This window comes from Actinomadura rayongensis (assembly GCF_009831215.1).
Classification (GTDB): Bacteria; Actinomycetota; Actinomycetes; order Streptosporangiales; family Streptosporangiaceae; genus Spirillospora; species Spirillospora rayongensis.
On record NZ_WUTW01000002.1, the window covers coordinates 1491901 to 1507953 of the forward strand.

The window sequence follows — 16053 nt, forward strand, 5'->3', positions numbered from 1 at the left end:
CGTCATGAGTCCGACACGGCCTTGTCGGTGCGGCTGTCGCGGCGCATCATGAGGCGCCCGTTCCGCATCACCGCGACGCGCGGCGCCCGGTAGGCCAGCGTCGTGTCGTGCGTGACGAGGACGAGCGTGAGGTTCCGTTCCTCCCGCAGCGTCGAGAGCAGCTGGATGATCTCGTCGCGGGTGTCCTCGTCGAGGTTGCCGCTGGGCTCGTCGGCGAGCAGCACCCGGGGCCGCTTGACCAGGGCGCGGGCGATGCCGACGCGCTGCTGCTGACCGCCCGACATCTCCGAGGGCAGGTGCTGCACCCGGCCGCCGAGCCCGACGCTCGCCAGCGCCTCGGCGGCCCGGGTGCGCCGCTCGGCGGTCGGGACGCCGAGCGGGACGAGCGCGGCCTCGACGTTCTCGGCCGCCGACAGCGTCGGGATCAGGTTGAAGCTCTGGAACACGAACCCGATCGACGTGGCGCGCACCTCGGTCAGCTCGCGCTCGCGCATCGTGGCGAGGTCGCGGCCGTCCAGCTCTACCGTCCCGGTGGTCGGGCGGTCCAGCCCGGCGAGGATGTTGAGCAGCGTGCTCTTGCCGTGGCCGGTGCGGCCCTGGATGGTGAGCCAGTCGCCGTCCTCGATGGTCAGGTCGACGTCCTGCAGCGCGGCGACGGTGGCGTCGCCCTTGCGAAAGGTCTTGCCGACTCCGCTGAGCGTGTACATCGGACTCCTTTTCCTAAGGCGGTGGAAGGCTCACTCGACGCGGCGCAGCGCCTCGGCCGGACGCAGCCGCGAGATGCGCCAGCCGCCGTACAGGCCGGCGATGATCCCGCCGATGAGCGCCAGGCCCACGGCCAGGCCGATCGCGGCGAGCGTGACCTGCGCGTCGAGATGGACGTTGATCGTGTGGGTGGAGTACGGGGAGATGGACCGGCGCATTCCGGACGAGTTGAGCGTGATGTTCTCGCTCGGCGGCGAGCCGGGGTTCTGCGCCACGGTCGCCGTCAGCTCGGGCGCCAGCCAGCCGACGAGCGCGGCGCCGAGGAAGCCGAGCGCGATGCCCGCGACCGCGCCGGCCAGCCCGGTGACGACCGATTCGCCGAGGATCTGGCCGATGATGCGCCGGGTCCGCCAGCCGAGCGTCCGCAGGGTGCCGAACTCGCGCGTCCGGCGGGCGACGTTCGCGGCGGTGAGCAGGCTCGCCGCCGCGAACGCGGTGATGAGCGCGACGATCGCCAGCCAGCGGCCGAGGTCGGTGGCGAGGCTCGTCGCGCTGGTGAGCGACCCGGTCACGTCGTCGGCGAGGCTGCTCGAACTGGTGACGGTCGTGCCGGGCAGCAGCCGGTTGATCTCCGTGCGCACGGCCGGGATCGCGGCGGTGTTCGTCACCGCGACGTAGATCGTGTCGATCTTGTCGCTGACGGCCTTGGTCTCCGGGGACGACGCGTACGCCTGCGCGCGGGTCAGCGGGATGTAGAAGTCCGCCGACCCGCCGCCGCGCGGCTGCCGGGTGACGCCGACGACCCTGAAGTCGTGCCCGGCGATGCTCATGGTGGACCCGACCTTGAGGCCGTGCGCGTTCGCGTAGCCCGCGTCGGCCACCGCGACGTCGGACCGGGCGTCGGACGCGGCGAGGCTCCGTCCCGAACCGATCGTCCCGGACGCGTACGGGCCGAGCTTGAGGTGCGCCAGGTCCACGCCGTTGACGGTGAAGTGGTTCCCGAGGGAACCGGCGGGCGGCTTCCCGCTCGCCGAGAGCTGGCTCTGCGACGGGACGGTGATGTCGGTGTCGAGCAGGCTCATCGCGCCCGCCGCCGCGATGACGCCGTGGACCTTCGCCACCCGCGCGACCGCCGCGCCGTCGATGACGCCGAGGCCGGGCGGCGGGATCATGTAGTTGTGCCGGACCGGGACCTTGCCGGGGCTGAAGCTGAACAGCGTCCCGTCGCGCTTGGACGAGGCGGCCTTGGTGACGGTCACGTCCGTGCCGATGCCGTACAGGGCGTGCAGCACCTTCGTCTGCGCGTTGGAGACGCCGGTGGACGCGGCGGTGACGGTGACGACGAGCCCCACGCCGACCGACAGCCCGAGGGCCACGAAGACGGCGCGGTGCATGCGCCGCAGGAGTTCGCGGCGCAGGAAGGTCAGGAAGAACATGCGGGCCTCCGGGCGGACGGTCGCTGTGGCACGGTCACTGCCCGCCGCCCTGGCTGACCTTCCCCGAGGACTGGAGCCACGCGGGCGCGTCCTTCTTGCAGGGGCCCTCGACGGCGGACTTGAACGCGGCGGACGCCGGGTTGATCCCGCTGCCCGGCGCGAACGGGTTGGCGTCGGCCTTGTAGTCGGGGAAGTTCGGCACGCCGTGCGCCCGCATGCACTTGGCGAACGCGGCCGAGTAGGTCCCGGTCGCGCCTCGGCTGCCGCCGTCGCCCCCGCCGCCGGTGCCGTTGTCGATCGTGACGGGGCCGCTGCCCGTCGCGGCGGGCTTCGGCGGCGTCACGCCGTCCGTGCCGCCCGCCGCCGGCTTGTTCCCGTCCGAACAGGCGGCGGTGACGGTCAGCGCCAGCCCGGCCAGCGCGACCGCCGCCCAGCGGCCGCGCCGACGCCGGGGGCGCGCCGTGGTCCTGTCCATCTCGTCCATCTCGGTCTCCTCGCCTGGGTGACGGCCTTCGGCGGGCCGCGCGGTCCGCGTCCCTGGTCACCTTTGTAGGGGGGAGGCGGTCACACGGTCGTCACACGGACGGACCGCCGGGAGACGGGGTTTGCGCGGTGTCCGGAGAAAGCGCCGCCCTTGTGCGGAAAAGGCCCGCTGAGCGATGCTGGAGGCCGCGCGAATTCGGCACCCGACTGATGTGAGGACGCCCGATGCCCATCGCCGCCGTGAACGGGATCAAGCTCGGTTACGCCGAATTCGGGGCCGGTGAACCGCTCGTCCTGGTCACCGGGACCGGGGCGCCCGGCCGCGTCTGGCAGGCCCACCAGGTGCCCGCCCTCACCGCCGCCGGATATCGCGTCATCACGGTCGACAATCGCGGTGTGCCGCCCACCGAGGCGGCCGAGCCGTTCACGCTCGCCGACATGGTCGCCGACATCGCCGGGCTGATCGAATTCCTCGACGCGGCGCCGTGCCGGATCGTCGGGTTCTCACTGGGCGGAATGATCGTCCAGGAACTGCTGGCCGCGCGTCCCGATCTCGTGAGCCGCGCCGTCCTCATGGCGACCCGCGGCCGGTCGGACGTCATGGCGCTCGCCATGTCGGCGGGCGAGACGGAACTGCACGGCAGCGGGATCGAGTTGCCCCCGCGCTACGCGGCGGCCATTCACGCCACGCACTACCTGTCGCCGCGCACGCTGAGCGACGAGCAGGCGATCGGGGACTGGCTGGAGCTTTTCGAGATGACGTCGGGGAGTTCCGGCGCGGTCCGCGCGCAGCTCGGCCTCGAAATGATCCCGAACCGGCTGGACGTCTATCGCGGCATCAAATGTCCGTGCCTGGTCGTCGCCTTCGAGGACGACCTCATCGTGCGTCCGCACCTGTGCCGGGAAGTGGCCGACGCCATTCCCGGCAGCGCGTTCGTGACGCTTCCCGGCTGCGGGCACTACGGCTACCTGGAGGACCCGGCCGCCGTGAACGCCCAGATCATCGGCTTCTTCGGCGACCGGAGCCGCCGCTAGCTCACCCGTAGGCGGCGTAGCTCCCGTGCTCGGCCCGCCACCGCCGGCAGATCTCGGCCGATCGCTCGTCGCCCTGTTTGCGCAATCCCGATGCGGCGACGAGCCGGTGCGCTTTCGCGCGCCCGCCGGTGATCAGGTCGACGGCGCGGGCGAGTTCGCCGGACGGGTCGTGCGCCAGTTCCTCATAACTCATCTCGATGACGTCGGGGGCGAGTGCGGAGGCGACTCTGCGCAACCGGTTCTTGCACCAGTCGAACCACGCGACGTTGTCGGTGATGAGCGAACTGAGGACGTCCCAGCGCGGCAGTTCGTACTCCCGGGCCGCGGCGCCGGACTCCCGGTGCCACTCGTCGGAGAATTCGGCGATCGTGAACGAGACGGCGGCGGCCACGGAATCCTCCCGGTAGAGATGGATCGTGGCGAAACGGTCCCCGAACAGATGGCGCAGGAACCCGTCGTCGGACAGTTCCGTCCGGTCGGCGAAGCGTTTCAGGTCGTCCAGCCAGTGAGCCATCACCTTTGACCCGAAGTGGTCACCGGTGCCCGCCCTGCGAGCGCGCGTGATAGCGCCCTCGGGGTGCCATGTTCCGGCGTCGTCGCGGAAACGTACGTTCAGGTGCTCCTCCGGTGCGCCGAAACCATTGCGGCGCAGCATGTCCGACAGCAGGCTGCTTCCCGATCTGGCGTGCGTCAGGATCACAAACGTCTGGAACATGTCCGATACCCCAGTAACTCGTCATCTGATAGAACTACATTTCGGCACACGATGCCGTATGCCCCCACGGACGCAGGAGGACGTATGCCGTTAACCCGTTTCCCCCGCTTTGACCGGCGTAGCGCCGCGCTCGGGCTGTCCCTTCTTCTCCCCCTGGCGCTCACGACCCCTCTTCCGTCCGCGAACGCCGCCGCTCCGGCCCCCGGCCGCTTCGAGCACGGCTGGGTGGGCACCTGGTCGGCCAGCGCGCAGGCGCCGTGGCCGTCGACGATCGTCCCGCCGTTCGATCCGACGGTCGCCGGGTTCGACGGCCAGACGGTGCGCGAGATCGTCCATACGAGCGCGGGCGGTTCCGCCGTGCGGATCCACCTGTCCAACGCCTTCGGCACCAAGCCCCTCGTCATCGGCCACGCGACCGTCGGCGTCGACAAGGGCGAGGCCGCGCTGGACGGCCCCCCGGCGAAGATCACCTTCGCGGGCGCCGACACCGTGACGATCCCGGTCGGGAAGGAGATCGTCAGCGATCCCGTCCCGCTGCGGGTGGCGCCGCTGACCGACCTCGCCGTCAGCCTGTTCCTGCCGGAGGCGACCGGGCCGACCACGCAGCACAGCTACGCCAACCAGATCAACTACATCTCCAAGCCCGGCGACCACACCGGCGAGGCCGACGGGGGCGCCTTCTTCCGGCCCGTCCTCCACTGGTTCTTCCTGTCGTCGGTCGACGTCCGCTCGCCCGGGACGCCCGCGGTCGTCGCGCTCGGCGACGGCACCACCGACGGCGTCCAGGCCGCCGCCGAGCCCACCAACAACCGCTGGACCGACGTGCTGGCCCGCCGGCTCGCCGAGCGCGGCCGGCCCGCGGGCGTGCTGAACGAGGGCATCCTGCGCAACCGGCTGCTGAACGGCTCGCCGTGCTTCGGCCGCAGCGCGCTCGACCGGCTGGACAGCGACGTCTTCGACCGGACCGGCGTCCGCTCGCTCATCGTGCTGGACGGCGTCAGCGACATCGGCTTCCCCGCCCTGCCCGACTTCGCCTGCCTCGCGCCGCGCGCCGAGGTCACCGCTCGGCAGCTCATCGACGGCTACCGGCAGATCATCGCCCGGGCGCACGCGCGCGGCATCCGGGTCATCGGCGGCACGCTCCCGCCGCTGGCGGGCTCCGACTACGACAGCCCCGCGAACGAGCGGACGCGCCAGGCGGTCAACGCGTGGATCAGGCACGGCCACGGGTTCGACGCGGTCGTCGACTTCGACCGGGTGCTGCGCGACCCGGCCGACCCGCACCGGCTGCTGCCCGCGTACGACTCCGGCGACCACCTGCACCCCAACGGCGACGGCTACGAGGCCATGGGACGGGCCGTCGACCTGCACGCCCTGTTCTGAGCGGCGCCGGGGCGTCCAATCGACTCTTTCGATCACTTGGACGCCCCGGTCCCGTCCGCTCGGTCGTCGTCGCGGCGCGCGGTCACCGGCTGCCGATGGCGCTCGGGTCCCCGGCCCCGTCCCGCCGGACCAGGCCGTGATCGAGGATCCGGCCGCGCAGGGTGTCGAGGTCGTCGCACTCGCCGTTGCCGCGCGAGACGACGAGGTCCTGGTAGAGCCGGTCCACCAGCTCCGGGTCGGACGGCAGGCCCATCTCGCCGATCAGGTGGTGCAGGACCGCGCGTCCGCTGTGGCGGCCGACGAGCAGCGACCGCCGGCGGCCGAACCGCTCGGGGTCCAGGTACTCGTACGTCTCGGGGTTGCGCAGGATCGCGGACTGGTGGATCCCGGCCTGCGTCGCGAAGGCGTTCTGCCCGAACAGCGGCTTGTTCCGGCCGATGACGAGCCCGATCGTCTCCTGGAGGACGTGGTAGGCGTCGAACAGCAGCTCACTGCGCACGTTCGTGTCGACGCCGAAGAGGTCGCCCTTCATCGCCAGCACGGCGACGAGTTCCTCCAGCGCCGTGTTGCCCGCCCGCTCGCCGATCCCCGCCAGCGTCACCTGGACCTGGTCGGCGCCCGCGCGGATGCCGGCGAGCGCGTTCGCGACGGCCATCCCCATGTCGTTGTGGCAGTGCGTCGAGATCCGCACGTGCTCGGGGAGCCAGCCCCGGACCCGGGCGACGAGCGCGCCGAACTCCGCCGGGGTCTGGGATCCGGAGGTGTCGCAGACGACGACCGTCGAGGCCCCGACGTCCCCGGCGGTCTCGGCGTACTCCTGGAGCAGTTCGTCGCTGCCCCGGCTGGAGTCCTCGAAGGCGATCGAGATGTCCTGCACCCCGCGCTCGGCGGCGTGCTCGGCGGCCCGGCGGATCTCCCGCACGGAGGCGGCCCGGTCGATCCCGCGCTTGTACGCCAGGTGCAGTTCACTGGCGGTCGCGAGGATCTGCACCTGGTGGTTGGCGTCGCAGCCGCCGGCCTCGATCGCCGTGTCCACGTCCTCGACGGAGGCCCGCGCGAAGGACGTGACCTTGCTCGTGCTGAGGTGCGTCGTCAGCAGCCGCGTGGCGGTGAAGTCGTCCGGCGAGGACGCGGGGAAGCCCGCCTCGACGACGTCGACGCCCAGGGCTTCGAGGGTGAGCGCGAGCCGCAGCTTCTGCTCCGGCAGCATCGCGTTTCCGGGCGCCTGCTCGCCGTCGCGCAACGTCGTGTCGAACAGTGAGATTCGGCGGTTCGGCGCCACCGGTAATTGCTCCACTGGACCTCCTCGGGCCTGGCGCGCGGAAATGGGGTCCGCTGCGGCCGGATCTGGGGTTCGAAAATATCCGGCCGCCCGTGCGGTGTCCATCTGACAAAAATGGTCGGTCCGGCGCGTAAAAGAATTCAGCGCACCCGGCGGAGCGCCTCGGCCGGACGCAGCCGGGTCGCCAGCCAGCCGCCGAGCGACCCGGCGAGCAGCCCGCCCGCGAGGGCGAGGGCCACCGACACCAGCACCACCGACAGGGTGACCGGGGCGGTCAGATGGAGGTCCACGGTCCGTGCGGGGTCGTCCAGCCCCGGTCCTTGCGCCGATCCGGGGTTCTGCGCGACCGTTGCGGAGAGCGACGGGGCGAACAGGCGGATCAGGCCCGCCCCGCCGAAGCCCAGCGCGACCCCGGCGACCGCGCCGAGGACCCCGGTGACGAACGATTCGCCCATGATCTGGGCGATCACCCGCCGTCCGCTCCAGCCGAGCGCCCGCAGGGTGCCGAACTCCGCCGTGCGCCGGGTCACCGCCGCCATCGTCAGCAGTGCCGCGACCCCGAAGGCGGCCAGCAGCGCGGCGACCGCCGTCCACCGGCCGAGGTCGTCGGCCAGCCGGCTCGCGTTGGCCAGGGAGCCGCTCACCGCGCTCGCGAGGCTGCCGGACGTGGTGACCGTCGAGTCGGGCAGCAGCGCGGAGATCGCGTCGCGCAGCGCCGGGACGGACGACGCCCCGGCCGCCGCCACATAGATCTGGTTGACCTTGCCGCGCAGGTCGGACGGCGTGTTCACGCTCATGGCCTGCGCCCGGGCGAGCGGGACGTAGACGTCGTCGCCCCCCTGCTGCTGCCGCACGATCCCGACGACCTTGAACGCCATGCCGCCCGCGTAGACCGTCGACCCGACCTGGAGCCGGTGGTTCGCCGCGTACGTGGCGTCGACCACCGCGACGTTCGCGGCGGCGTCGGACGCGGCGAGCGAGCGGCCCGCCGTGAGCGTGCCCGACCCGTACGGCCCGAGGCCCGTGTGGGCGACGTCCACGCCGTTGATCGCGAACGTGTTCGGGATGAGGGCGCTCGGCGGCAGCGGCCTGCCCTTGAGCTGGTCGCGGGAGGGCACCGTGAACTGCTGGTCCACGAGGCTCAGCCCGCCCGCCGCCGCGGCGACCCCGTGCAGCCGGGCGATCCGGGCGACCGTCGCGGCGTCCATCTCGCCGAGGTCGGTCGGCGGCTGGAGGATGTCCTCGTAGCGGGTCGCGGCGCCCGGTTTGAACGAGAGCCCGCCCGTCCCCTTCTTGGGCGGGCGCTTCGGCGCGGGGGCCGCCACGGTCACGTCCGTCCCGATGCCGTAGAGGGAGTGCAGCACCTTGGCCTGCGCCTGCCGCACCCCGGCCGACGCCGCCGTGACGGTGATGACCAGGCCGACGCCGACGGCCAGCCCGAGCGCGATGAACACCGCCTGGCGCGTCCGCTGCCGGAGTTCGCGCCGCAGGTACGTCAGGAAGAACATCGAACCTCCGGGTACCGTCTAGTTGTCCGTCTGGACGACCGTTCTAAATCAGCCCCGGTCACACCGGCGTCACGCGCTCTGTCACCGCCGTGTGACCGCCGATCGGGCACCATCACCAGGGAAGGGCCGCGAGCGGGAGGGGAACCATGAGGGTGCTGGTCGTCGAGGACCATGTGAAGCTCGCCGACGCGGTCGCGGCCGGGCTGCGCCGCGAGGGCATGGCGGTGGACGTCGCCCGGGACGGCCGGGAGGCCATCGACCGCGCGACCGTCGTCGACTACAGCGTCATCGTGCTCGACCGCGACCTGCCCGTCGTCCACGGCGACGAGGTCTGCCGGATCCTGACGGCCGAGGGGCTGGAGAGCCGGATCCTCATGCTCACCGCCGCCGGAACCATCGTGGACCGGGTCGACGGCTTCGAACTCGGCGCCGACGACTACCTCCCCAAGCCGTTCGCGTTCGCCGAGCTGGTCGCGCGGATCCGCGCCCTCGGGCGCCGGAACGGGCGTCCGGTGCCGCCCGAGCTCGTCCACGGCGACCTGCGGCTCGACTCGGCGCACCGGACGGCCACCCGCGGGGGCCGCAAGCTCAACCTGACGCGCAAGGAGTTCTCCGTGCTGGAGCTGCTGCTCGCCGAACGGGGCCGGGTCGTGTCGGCCGAGGAACTGCTGGAGAAGGTCTGGGACGAGATGGCGGACCCGTTCACCACCACCGTCAAGGCGACGATCCACCGGCTGCGCAGCAAGCTCGGCGAGCCCCCGCTGATCACGACCGTCCCGCAGGCCGGGTACCAGATCCGATGAGCCCGCGACGCCTGCTGCCCCGCCCGACCGTCCGGCTGCGCCTGACGCTGCTCTACGGCGGCGTGTTCCTCGCCGCGAGCGCCGCGCTGCTCACCGTCACGTACGTGCTGGTCGACGCGCGGTACCCCGCCCCCATCGCGCTCGGGACGGGCGGCGCGATCAGCGTCAAGGTGGACCGGCTCGGCGGCGCCGGCAAGCTCCAGGTCGCCGACCAGCAGGACGTGTTCATGCACCGGCTGATGGTCGAGTCCGGCATCGCGCTGGCGATGATGATGGTCGTCGCGGTCGCGCTGGGCTGGCTGATCGCCGGGCGGATCCTGCGTCCGCTGCGGGTCGTCACCGCCACCGCGCGGCAGATCTCCGAGGACGACCTGCACCGGCGCCTGGACGCGGGCGGGCCGAACGACGAGCTGAAGGACCTCGCCGACACCATCGACGGGCTCCTCGGCCGGATGGAGGAGGCGTTCGAGGCGCAGCGGCGGTTCGTCGCGCACGCGTCCCACGAGCTGCACACGCCGCTCGCGGCCGAGAAGGCCATGCTGGAGGTGGCTCTGGCCGATCCGGACGCGACCGTCGAGTCCCTGCGGACCACCTGCGAAGAGGTCCTGGAGGTGGGACGGCAGCAGGAACGGCTGATCGAGGCGCTGCTCACGCTGGCCCGCAGCCAGCGCGGCCTGGACCACCGGGAGCCGTTCAACCTCGCCGCCGTCGTGACGAACGTGCTCCAGACCCGGCAGCCGCTGGCGGAGGCCAAGGGGCTGCGGCTGGACGCCGACGTCGTCTCGGCGCCCGCGGCGGGGGACCGGCGGCTCGCCGAACGGCTCGTGATCAACCTGGTGGACAACGGCCTGCGCCACAACGTCGCGGGCGGCGAGGTCCTGGTCACCACCCGGGTCCGGGACGGCGAGGCCGTCCTGACGGTCTCCAACACCGGCCCCGTGGTGCCCCCCGAACAGATCGACCGGCTGCTCCAGCCCTTCCAGCGCCTCGCCGCCGGTCGTACGGGCACCGACAGTGACGGTCTCGGGCTCGGCCTGTCGATCGTCGCGGCCATCGTCAAGGCCCACGGGGCGGCGTTGCGCGTCCGGCCGCGTCCGGGCGGCGGGCTGGACATCGAGGTGGCGTTCGCCCTTCCGGCGACCGCCCGTCCGGGCGACCACGCGAACGGCCGGGTGCTGCGCCGCATCCGCCGCGGGGCGCGCGTCTGACCGTCCCGGATCAGTTCCGCGCGCCTTTGTTCTTCGATCACGCGGCCCTTTTCCGTGTCGATTTCCGGCCGATCGACAAAATGCGCTCCCGGCCGGAACACCGATCAGCTTCGCGCGAGCTGCGCGGTGAGTTCGTCGACGAACGTTTGCAGGAGCGGCGAACGCGTTCCCTGGCGGGTGCCGAGATACCAGGTGCGGGTCATCGGGACGGCGCCGATCTGGACGAGCGCCAGGCCGTGCGACCCGGCGTAGGGCGCGGCGACCCAGTTGGGGAGGACGGTCGCCCCCTGGCCGGCGGCGACCATCTCGACGAGCAGTTCGGTGACCACGGGCATCGTCGTGATGCGGGCCGGACGGGCGCGCGGCGGCAGCGGCAGGGGGATCGACGGGATCCGGGTCTGGTCGTAGGAGTCGTACAGGATCAGATGGGCGTCGGTGAAGTCGCGCGCGGTGAGGTGGGAGCGTCCGGCCCAGGGGTGGTCGGCGGGGACGACGGCCACCATCTCGTCGTCGAAGAGGCGGGTCAGGCTGATCCGGTCCATCTCCGGATGCGGCTTGGTGATCAGCGCGACGTCGATGTGGTCGGTGAGCAGCGCGGGGACCGGCGCGTCGTCCGGGACGGACTCGATGCGCACCTCCGCCCGGGGACACCGCTCGCGGAAGGTGCGGATGACCGGCGGCAGCCACTGCAGCGTGGTGCTGCACTCGGCGGTGAACCGGACGCGGCGGTCACGGCCGTCCCGGATCTCCCGGACGTCGCGGGTCGCCGACCGCAGCTCGTTCAAAACCTGGTGGGCCGCGACGAGCATGCGCCGTCCGGCGGCGTTGGGGACGAGCCGGCGGCCGGCGCGGTCGAACAGCGGCATCCCGAGCCGGTCCTCCAGGCGGGTGAGCCGCTGGCTCAGCGCGGGCTGGCTGACGTAGAGCCGCTCGGCCGCCGCGGTGAGCGACCCGGACTCGGCGGTGGCGGCGAGCAGTTCGAGGTCGCGCAGGTCCACATCCATAACTTCACCTTATTGCAGGCTCCAAACTTCGACGTGGTGTTATCCGTCGGCCAGTCCTAGCGTCGCCGGTGTCGGAATCAGCGAACGAAGGACGGGTCGAAGTGCCGAAGAACATCACCGCCGTAGTGACGGGTGCGTCGAGCGGGATCGGGCTGGCCATCGCGGAGGCGTTCCTCGCCCGGGGCGCCGACGTCGTGATCAACGGACGGGACGCGGGCCGTCTCGCCAAGGCCGCCGCCCACCTCGGACAGAGCGGAAAAGTCGCGCAGGTGGCGGGCGACATCGGGGACGCGGCGACGGGCGCGGCCCTCGTCCGGACGGCCGTGGAGCGCTTCGGCGGCGTGGACGTCCTGGTCAACAACGCCGGCACGTTCGCGACGAAGCCCTTCACCGACGTGACGGAGGACGAGGTGGACGGCTTCCTGACGGCCAACCTCAAGGGCACCTACCTGACGACCCAGGCCGTCGTCCGCCGGATGCGCGAACAGGGCCGAGGCGGAAGCATCGTCAACATCGGCACAGTTCTGGTCGACCACGCCGTAGCGGGGATCACCGCGTCGGCGCCGATCATCAGCAAGGCCGGCGTCCACGCGCTCACCACGAGCCTCGCCGCCGAACTCGCGACGGACGGCATCCGCGTCAACCTCGTCGCCCCCGGCATGATCCGCACCCCGCTCCACGCGGCCTGGGACGTCGACGCCTTCAGCGGCCTGGCACTCCTCAACCGCGTAGGCGAAGTCTCCGAAATCGCGGACGCGGTCCTCTACCTGGCGACCGCCGAGTTCGTCACCGGCCACGCCCTGCGCGTGGACGGTGGCCACACCACCGGCCGCCCCTGACCCCCGAAAGAAGACCCCCATGCCCTACGTGAACGTGAAGATCACCCGCGAGGACGTCACACCCGACCAGAAGGCCGAAATCATCGCAGGCGTCACCGACCTGCTCGCACGCGTCCTCGCCAAGGACCCGGCCGCAACCTTCGTCGTCATCGACGAGGTAGCCCTGGAGGACTGGGGAGTCGGCGGCCTCCCCGTCCACGAGTACCGCCGCCGAAGATCAACAACCTGACCCCACCCCACCGCCCCCTCCCGGCAACCCACGTCGCCGTCCCGGGAGGGGGCGTGCGGCGTCAGGGGTCCGGGACGCGCGGCGCGGTTCGTGCGGGGTCTCGGGCCGGGGAGGAGGCTGTGCCTTCGTTCGGAGGAGTGAGTGAGGGTCGTGGGGACGTAGTACGAACCTTCGCTTATTGATCGGCGGCTCGTGGATTCCTGTGCCGGGGATTTTACTCGCGCACGTCGGTCTGATTCGTGGGGCGCGGACGCTGGGTGAGCGTGCTGGTTCAGTGTTGCGTGACAGTGAATATGGGCGGGGATCGGGTGCTTCTTCGCGGTGGACCTCACCGTGGCCAAGGTGTCGCTGTGAGGGGCGAGGACGAGCCGCGACGGGTTCAGAAGGGTTGCGTCTTCGGTGTGCCCTGGCGTGAGCCTCGAACCTGACGCACTTCGAGTCGGCATCTGGGATGCGGTTGGCGTTGATCGTCGCGAAGCGATGACGGGGCTTGGGGAAGGGAAGTAAGGCTCGCTGGTGGCGCCTCGTCGAGCGTTCCAGGCTCGGTTGCAATCGCGAACGGCTGGACTGTCGCTTGTGGAAAAAATCTAAAGCGGTGGTTTCGGCTGGTCAGATTGGGTGTAGAAGGCGTCATCTTTGCAGATGTGAAGAGTTCTCGCGACGTGCTCGCCATGTCTAACGATCATGGTCACCGCCGTCCGTACCGGCCTGACGTGCGGAGACGTGCCCAGTTAGGTGGCCTGTGAATGCCCGCTCGTTGCCACTAATGAGGCGGGGGATCTGGTGCGGGTTCTGGCCATGTAAGGGCTGTCGCGTGGTCATGGTGATTGCATGTCTGTCGTGTCTTTTTCTGTAAGCGTGACAGTGGGTGGCTCTCGGAAGTTCGTCTGGTTGCTTGGCGGTCGCTGTGTCGGCCCGCCTTCGATGGGCGGTTGCTCGGACTGGTGCTCGCGGGCTGAAGAAGTGCTGTTGTTGAGTTCGAATATGGCCCGGTTGCTGGTGTTTGTAGCGCGTCGATGCATGCAGGGACGGCGATTGGTGGTGGCCCGTGAATAAACCTTGCCAGGGCGTTGATAACGGTAAGCACAGTGGGTCAGGCCGGTTCCGGATCCGTTCCGGTGGGTGGGTGATGCACAGAGATCCGACGTTTCGCGCGTGGAGCGCCGGTGGCGGACGGCCGGAAGCGTCGGGAGGTCGCCCGGCGGGCGAAGGATCCGGTGAGGGGCGGCCGTGGTCCGTGAGGGGAAGCGCTGGTGGGCCGCTGTCGGTCCTGAGGACCGTTCTGGCCGTCGGTTACTGCGCTGACGTGGCCCGCCGCGCCGTCGAACGGCGCGTTCGCCGAGGTCGGGAGCGGCGGGCCGTCGCCTGGTAGCGCGGGTGTGAGGTGCGGCCATCGTCGGGGCGGTGTTCGCCGACGGTCGTTTGCCGGCGCTGTGATGGCGCGGGTGACGGTCTGCCGCCTGGGCGGCCGGTGTCGGCCGCCTTGTCGCGTTTGGCGGCGGTCGGCGGCTCCAGGGCGGCCCCGCGTCCATCACCTTGCGTGGACGCCGGGGCCTGGGCCGCTGCGGGGGCGGCCCGGTCGGCCCTGGGGGTCGTGCCTGCCGTGCGGCGGGCCGGGCGGGCTGGTCAGACGCCCAGGCGCGCCTTGATCTCGCCGAAGAACGGGATGTGCCGGTAGTCCTTGGCCTCGGGGTCGTAGTCGGTGTACCGGTTGGTGAACGCGAGGAGCTTCTGCTGGACCTCCTCGGCGGGGATCACGTGGATCTCGCTTTCGATGCGTTCGATCTCCCCGAGGAAGTCCGCCAGTACGGCGGGGAGTTCGGGGTGCAGACGAATCAAACCTCCGTCGAGTTCGATTCCGCCGTGCTCGGAGAGGTAGTTGAAGAGGAGCTGGGACGCCACCGCGTCGTAGTTCGGGCGCGGGATCCCCTCGACCGAATAGCGGAGCAGCCGCTCGGAGAGGATGTACTCGTACGCCAGCTGCGCCTCGGTGGCGGGCAGGTCGGGGTCGTTCATGCAGGCCAGCATTCCCGAGACGTCCACCCGCAGTTCTTCCAGACCTGCTAGAGGTTTCAACTTCTTGAAGGGAAGGAACTCCGGGATCGGCATGTCGCCCTGCCGGTGGTGGTACTCGTGCAGCCGCACCCACCAGGAGGACGCCTGTTCGACGGTCTTGTCGTCGATGCCCCGCAGCAGGGGGAAGCTTCCCTCCGCCATAACGGCGTCGATCATCTTGCGGGTGATGCGGTTGTGGCGTTCTACGAACTTGTCGATGAAGTAGAAGATCAGGTCGTCGCCGTCCTGGAGGCCGTCGACGTGGTTCTCCGGGAAGAGGGCGACGACCACCCGGGACTTGAAGCCCTCCGAGCACTCCGCGATGGTCACGGGCATGGTGTTGCTCGCGTACCGGGCGGCCAGGTGCGGATTGGTCGGCAGCGTCTCGTAGGTCAGGTACTCCAGCGACAGGGCGGGGAAGTACGAGGCGTCGAACAGCGAGAAGAGATGGTTGTCCCGCCGCTCGTTGATGTGCGCCTTCACCGCGGACAGGCGCGGCTCTGACGGGAGTTTCCGCAGGTCGTCGACCAGCGCCTGGGCGATCGGCTGGCGGCTCAGGGCGGGCGAGTCCGCGATCTGCCGGGCGAGCCGGCCGAGGAAGTCCGGGTCGCGGAAGGACGCGCGCGACTCCTTGATCTTCTCCCGGAGCTGGTTGACCTCGTCGATTACCTCGGATGCCGTGCTGTGTGACATGGCAGTGGCAGGCCTTCTTTGGATGGGGTGCTTGCACGTGCGGCGGGTCGGCCGAGATCGGCCGACGTGGCGGCCCCGGCGCCCGCGAGGAGGGTCCCGCGGCGTGGGTCCTGAGGGGTCGGCGGAGGACGGGACGCCGGCGGGACGGCCGTTAACGGCACGTGGAGCAACCTCCCTCTCGGGGGTCGCCGAGCCCCCTGTCAATACCGCGGGTATCGCTACAGGTCACGGCGCCCGTCTTGACGAACAATTGATCATCCGGCCGTGGCGCAGCCGATTCGTGCACGTAGGAGAGGTGCCGGCGGCGCCTCGGATCGGGTTCCGCTTCGAAGGCGCGGCCGGTCGGTCACGATAAATACGGAAGTTATGCTCCTGTTGTTCACTTCTATCGCGGCCGGTTGCCACCTCGAATTGGCGCCTCACCATAACCTAGAATCGCAATCACAAGCCGAGTGATCCATGTCACATTGAAGCGCAAAGGGCTGTGATTGATACTTCCAATGGTTGCTCGATGGCCGATGGTGTTAATTCGTCATTCGCACGTGTGGTGACCTCGGGAAATGCGTTATTCGATCACTGGGTCCATAACGCAGAGTGCCTGAGGTCTACTTTTGCGTGTTCGTTGACGGGCGATCTCCAGCGATTCGACGGCGCCGGCACGCCGTCCCGGGAAGG

14 protein-coding genes are annotated in these 16053 nt (G+C 70.6%); 6 read left to right on the forward strand and 8 right to left on the reverse strand.

The features are described from left to right. Window positions 1–2 precede the first annotated feature (2 nt). The 3 genes from GQ466_RS16070 to GQ466_RS16080 are packed head-to-tail and all read right to left on the reverse strand — an operon-like array spanning window position 3 to window position 2625. Entirely contained in the window at window positions 3–707 is a 705-nt protein-coding gene (locus GQ466_RS16070; protein ID WP_161103625.1) for an ABC transporter ATP-binding protein, read from the reverse strand. Between the two features lie 30 nt (window positions 708–737). Further along, window positions 738–2141, reverse strand: a complete 1404-nt coding sequence (locus GQ466_RS16075; protein WP_161103626.1) for an ABC transporter permease — start codon at window positions 2139–2141, stop codon at window positions 738–740. A 34-nt stretch (window positions 2142–2175) separates the two neighbouring features. Next, entirely contained in the window at window positions 2176–2625 is a 450-nt protein-coding gene (locus GQ466_RS16080) for a hypothetical protein (protein WP_161103627.1), read from the reverse strand. A 224-nt stretch (window positions 2626–2849) separates the two neighbouring features. Here GQ466_RS16080 and GQ466_RS16085 point away from each other — a divergent pair, with 224 nt between their 5' ends. Beyond that, entirely contained in the window at window positions 2850–3659 is an 810-nt protein-coding gene (locus tag GQ466_RS16085) for an alpha/beta fold hydrolase (RefSeq protein WP_161103628.1), read from the forward strand. 1 nt (window position 3660) lies between these two features. Here the strand turns inward: GQ466_RS16085 and GQ466_RS16090 are convergent, their stop codons facing one another. Further along, window positions 3661–4374, reverse strand: a complete 714-nt coding sequence (locus GQ466_RS16090) for a Stf0 family sulfotransferase (RefSeq protein ID WP_161103629.1) — start codon at window positions 4372–4374, stop codon at window positions 3661–3663. 84 nt (window positions 4375–4458) lie between these two features. Here GQ466_RS16090 and GQ466_RS16095 point away from each other — a divergent pair, with 84 nt between their 5' ends. After that, window positions 4459–5757 (forward strand): SGNH/GDSL hydrolase family protein, encoded by a 1299-nt coding sequence (locus tag GQ466_RS16095; protein WP_161103630.1) that lies wholly within the window; start codon window positions 4459–4461, stop codon window positions 5755–5757. Window positions 5758–5839: 82 nt separating this feature from the next. Here GQ466_RS16095 and GQ466_RS16100 read toward each other — a convergent pair whose 3' ends face one another. Together GQ466_RS16100 and GQ466_RS16105 are read right to left on the reverse strand one after the other, a co-directional pair. Next, a complete protein-coding gene (locus tag GQ466_RS16100) occupies window positions 5840–7054 on the reverse strand; it encodes a homocitrate synthase/isopropylmalate synthase family protein (RefSeq protein ID WP_202420456.1) in 1215 nt (404 codons plus the stop codon). Between the two features lie 125 nt (window positions 7055–7179). Next, window positions 7180–8547 (reverse strand): ABC transporter permease, encoded by a 1368-nt coding sequence (locus tag GQ466_RS16105; RefSeq protein ID WP_161103632.1) that lies wholly within the window; start codon window positions 8545–8547, stop codon window positions 7180–7182. 146 nt (window positions 8548–8693) lie between these two features. On the opposite strand from GQ466_RS16105, the gene GQ466_RS16110 reads away from it, so the two are divergent. Both GQ466_RS16110 and GQ466_RS16115 read left to right on the forward strand, forming a co-directional pair. Next, window positions 8694–9350, forward strand: coding sequence for a response regulator transcription factor (locus GQ466_RS16110; RefSeq protein ID WP_161103633.1), 657 nt, complete (start codon window positions 8694–8696; stop codon window positions 9348–9350). Continuing rightward, window positions 9347–10558 carry a sensor histidine kinase gene (locus GQ466_RS16115; protein WP_161103634.1) on the forward strand — a complete coding sequence of 404 codons (1212 nt, stop codon included), beginning with the start codon at window positions 9347–9349 and terminating at the stop codon, window positions 10556–10558. The genes GQ466_RS16110 and GQ466_RS16115 overlap by 4 nt, the downstream gene beginning before the upstream one ends. 104 nt (window positions 10559–10662) lie before the next feature. Here the strand turns inward: GQ466_RS16115 and GQ466_RS16120 are convergent, their stop codons facing one another. Then, entirely contained in the window at window positions 10663–11562 is a 900-nt protein-coding gene (locus tag GQ466_RS16120) for a LysR family transcriptional regulator (protein ID WP_161103635.1), read from the reverse strand. Between the two features lie 101 nt (window positions 11563–11663). Here GQ466_RS16120 and GQ466_RS16125 point away from each other — a divergent pair, with 101 nt between their 5' ends. Further along, window positions 11664–12401 carry an SDR family oxidoreductase gene (locus tag GQ466_RS16125; RefSeq protein ID WP_161103636.1) on the forward strand — a complete coding sequence of 246 codons (738 nt, stop codon included), beginning with the start codon at window positions 11664–11666 and terminating at the stop codon, window positions 12399–12401. Between the two features lie 19 nt (window positions 12402–12420). After that, a complete protein-coding gene (locus GQ466_RS16130) occupies window positions 12421–12630 on the forward strand; it encodes a tautomerase family protein (protein ID WP_161103637.1) in 210 nt (69 codons plus the stop codon). A gap of 1626 nt (window positions 12631–14256) precedes the next feature. Here the strand turns inward: GQ466_RS16130 and GQ466_RS16135 are convergent. After that, window positions 14257–15378: a DUF6421 family protein gene (locus GQ466_RS16135; protein ID WP_161103638.1), complete on the reverse strand. Its 1122-nt coding sequence runs from the start codon at window positions 15376–15378 to the stop codon at window positions 14257–14259. Window positions 15379–16053: the final 675 nt, after the last annotated feature.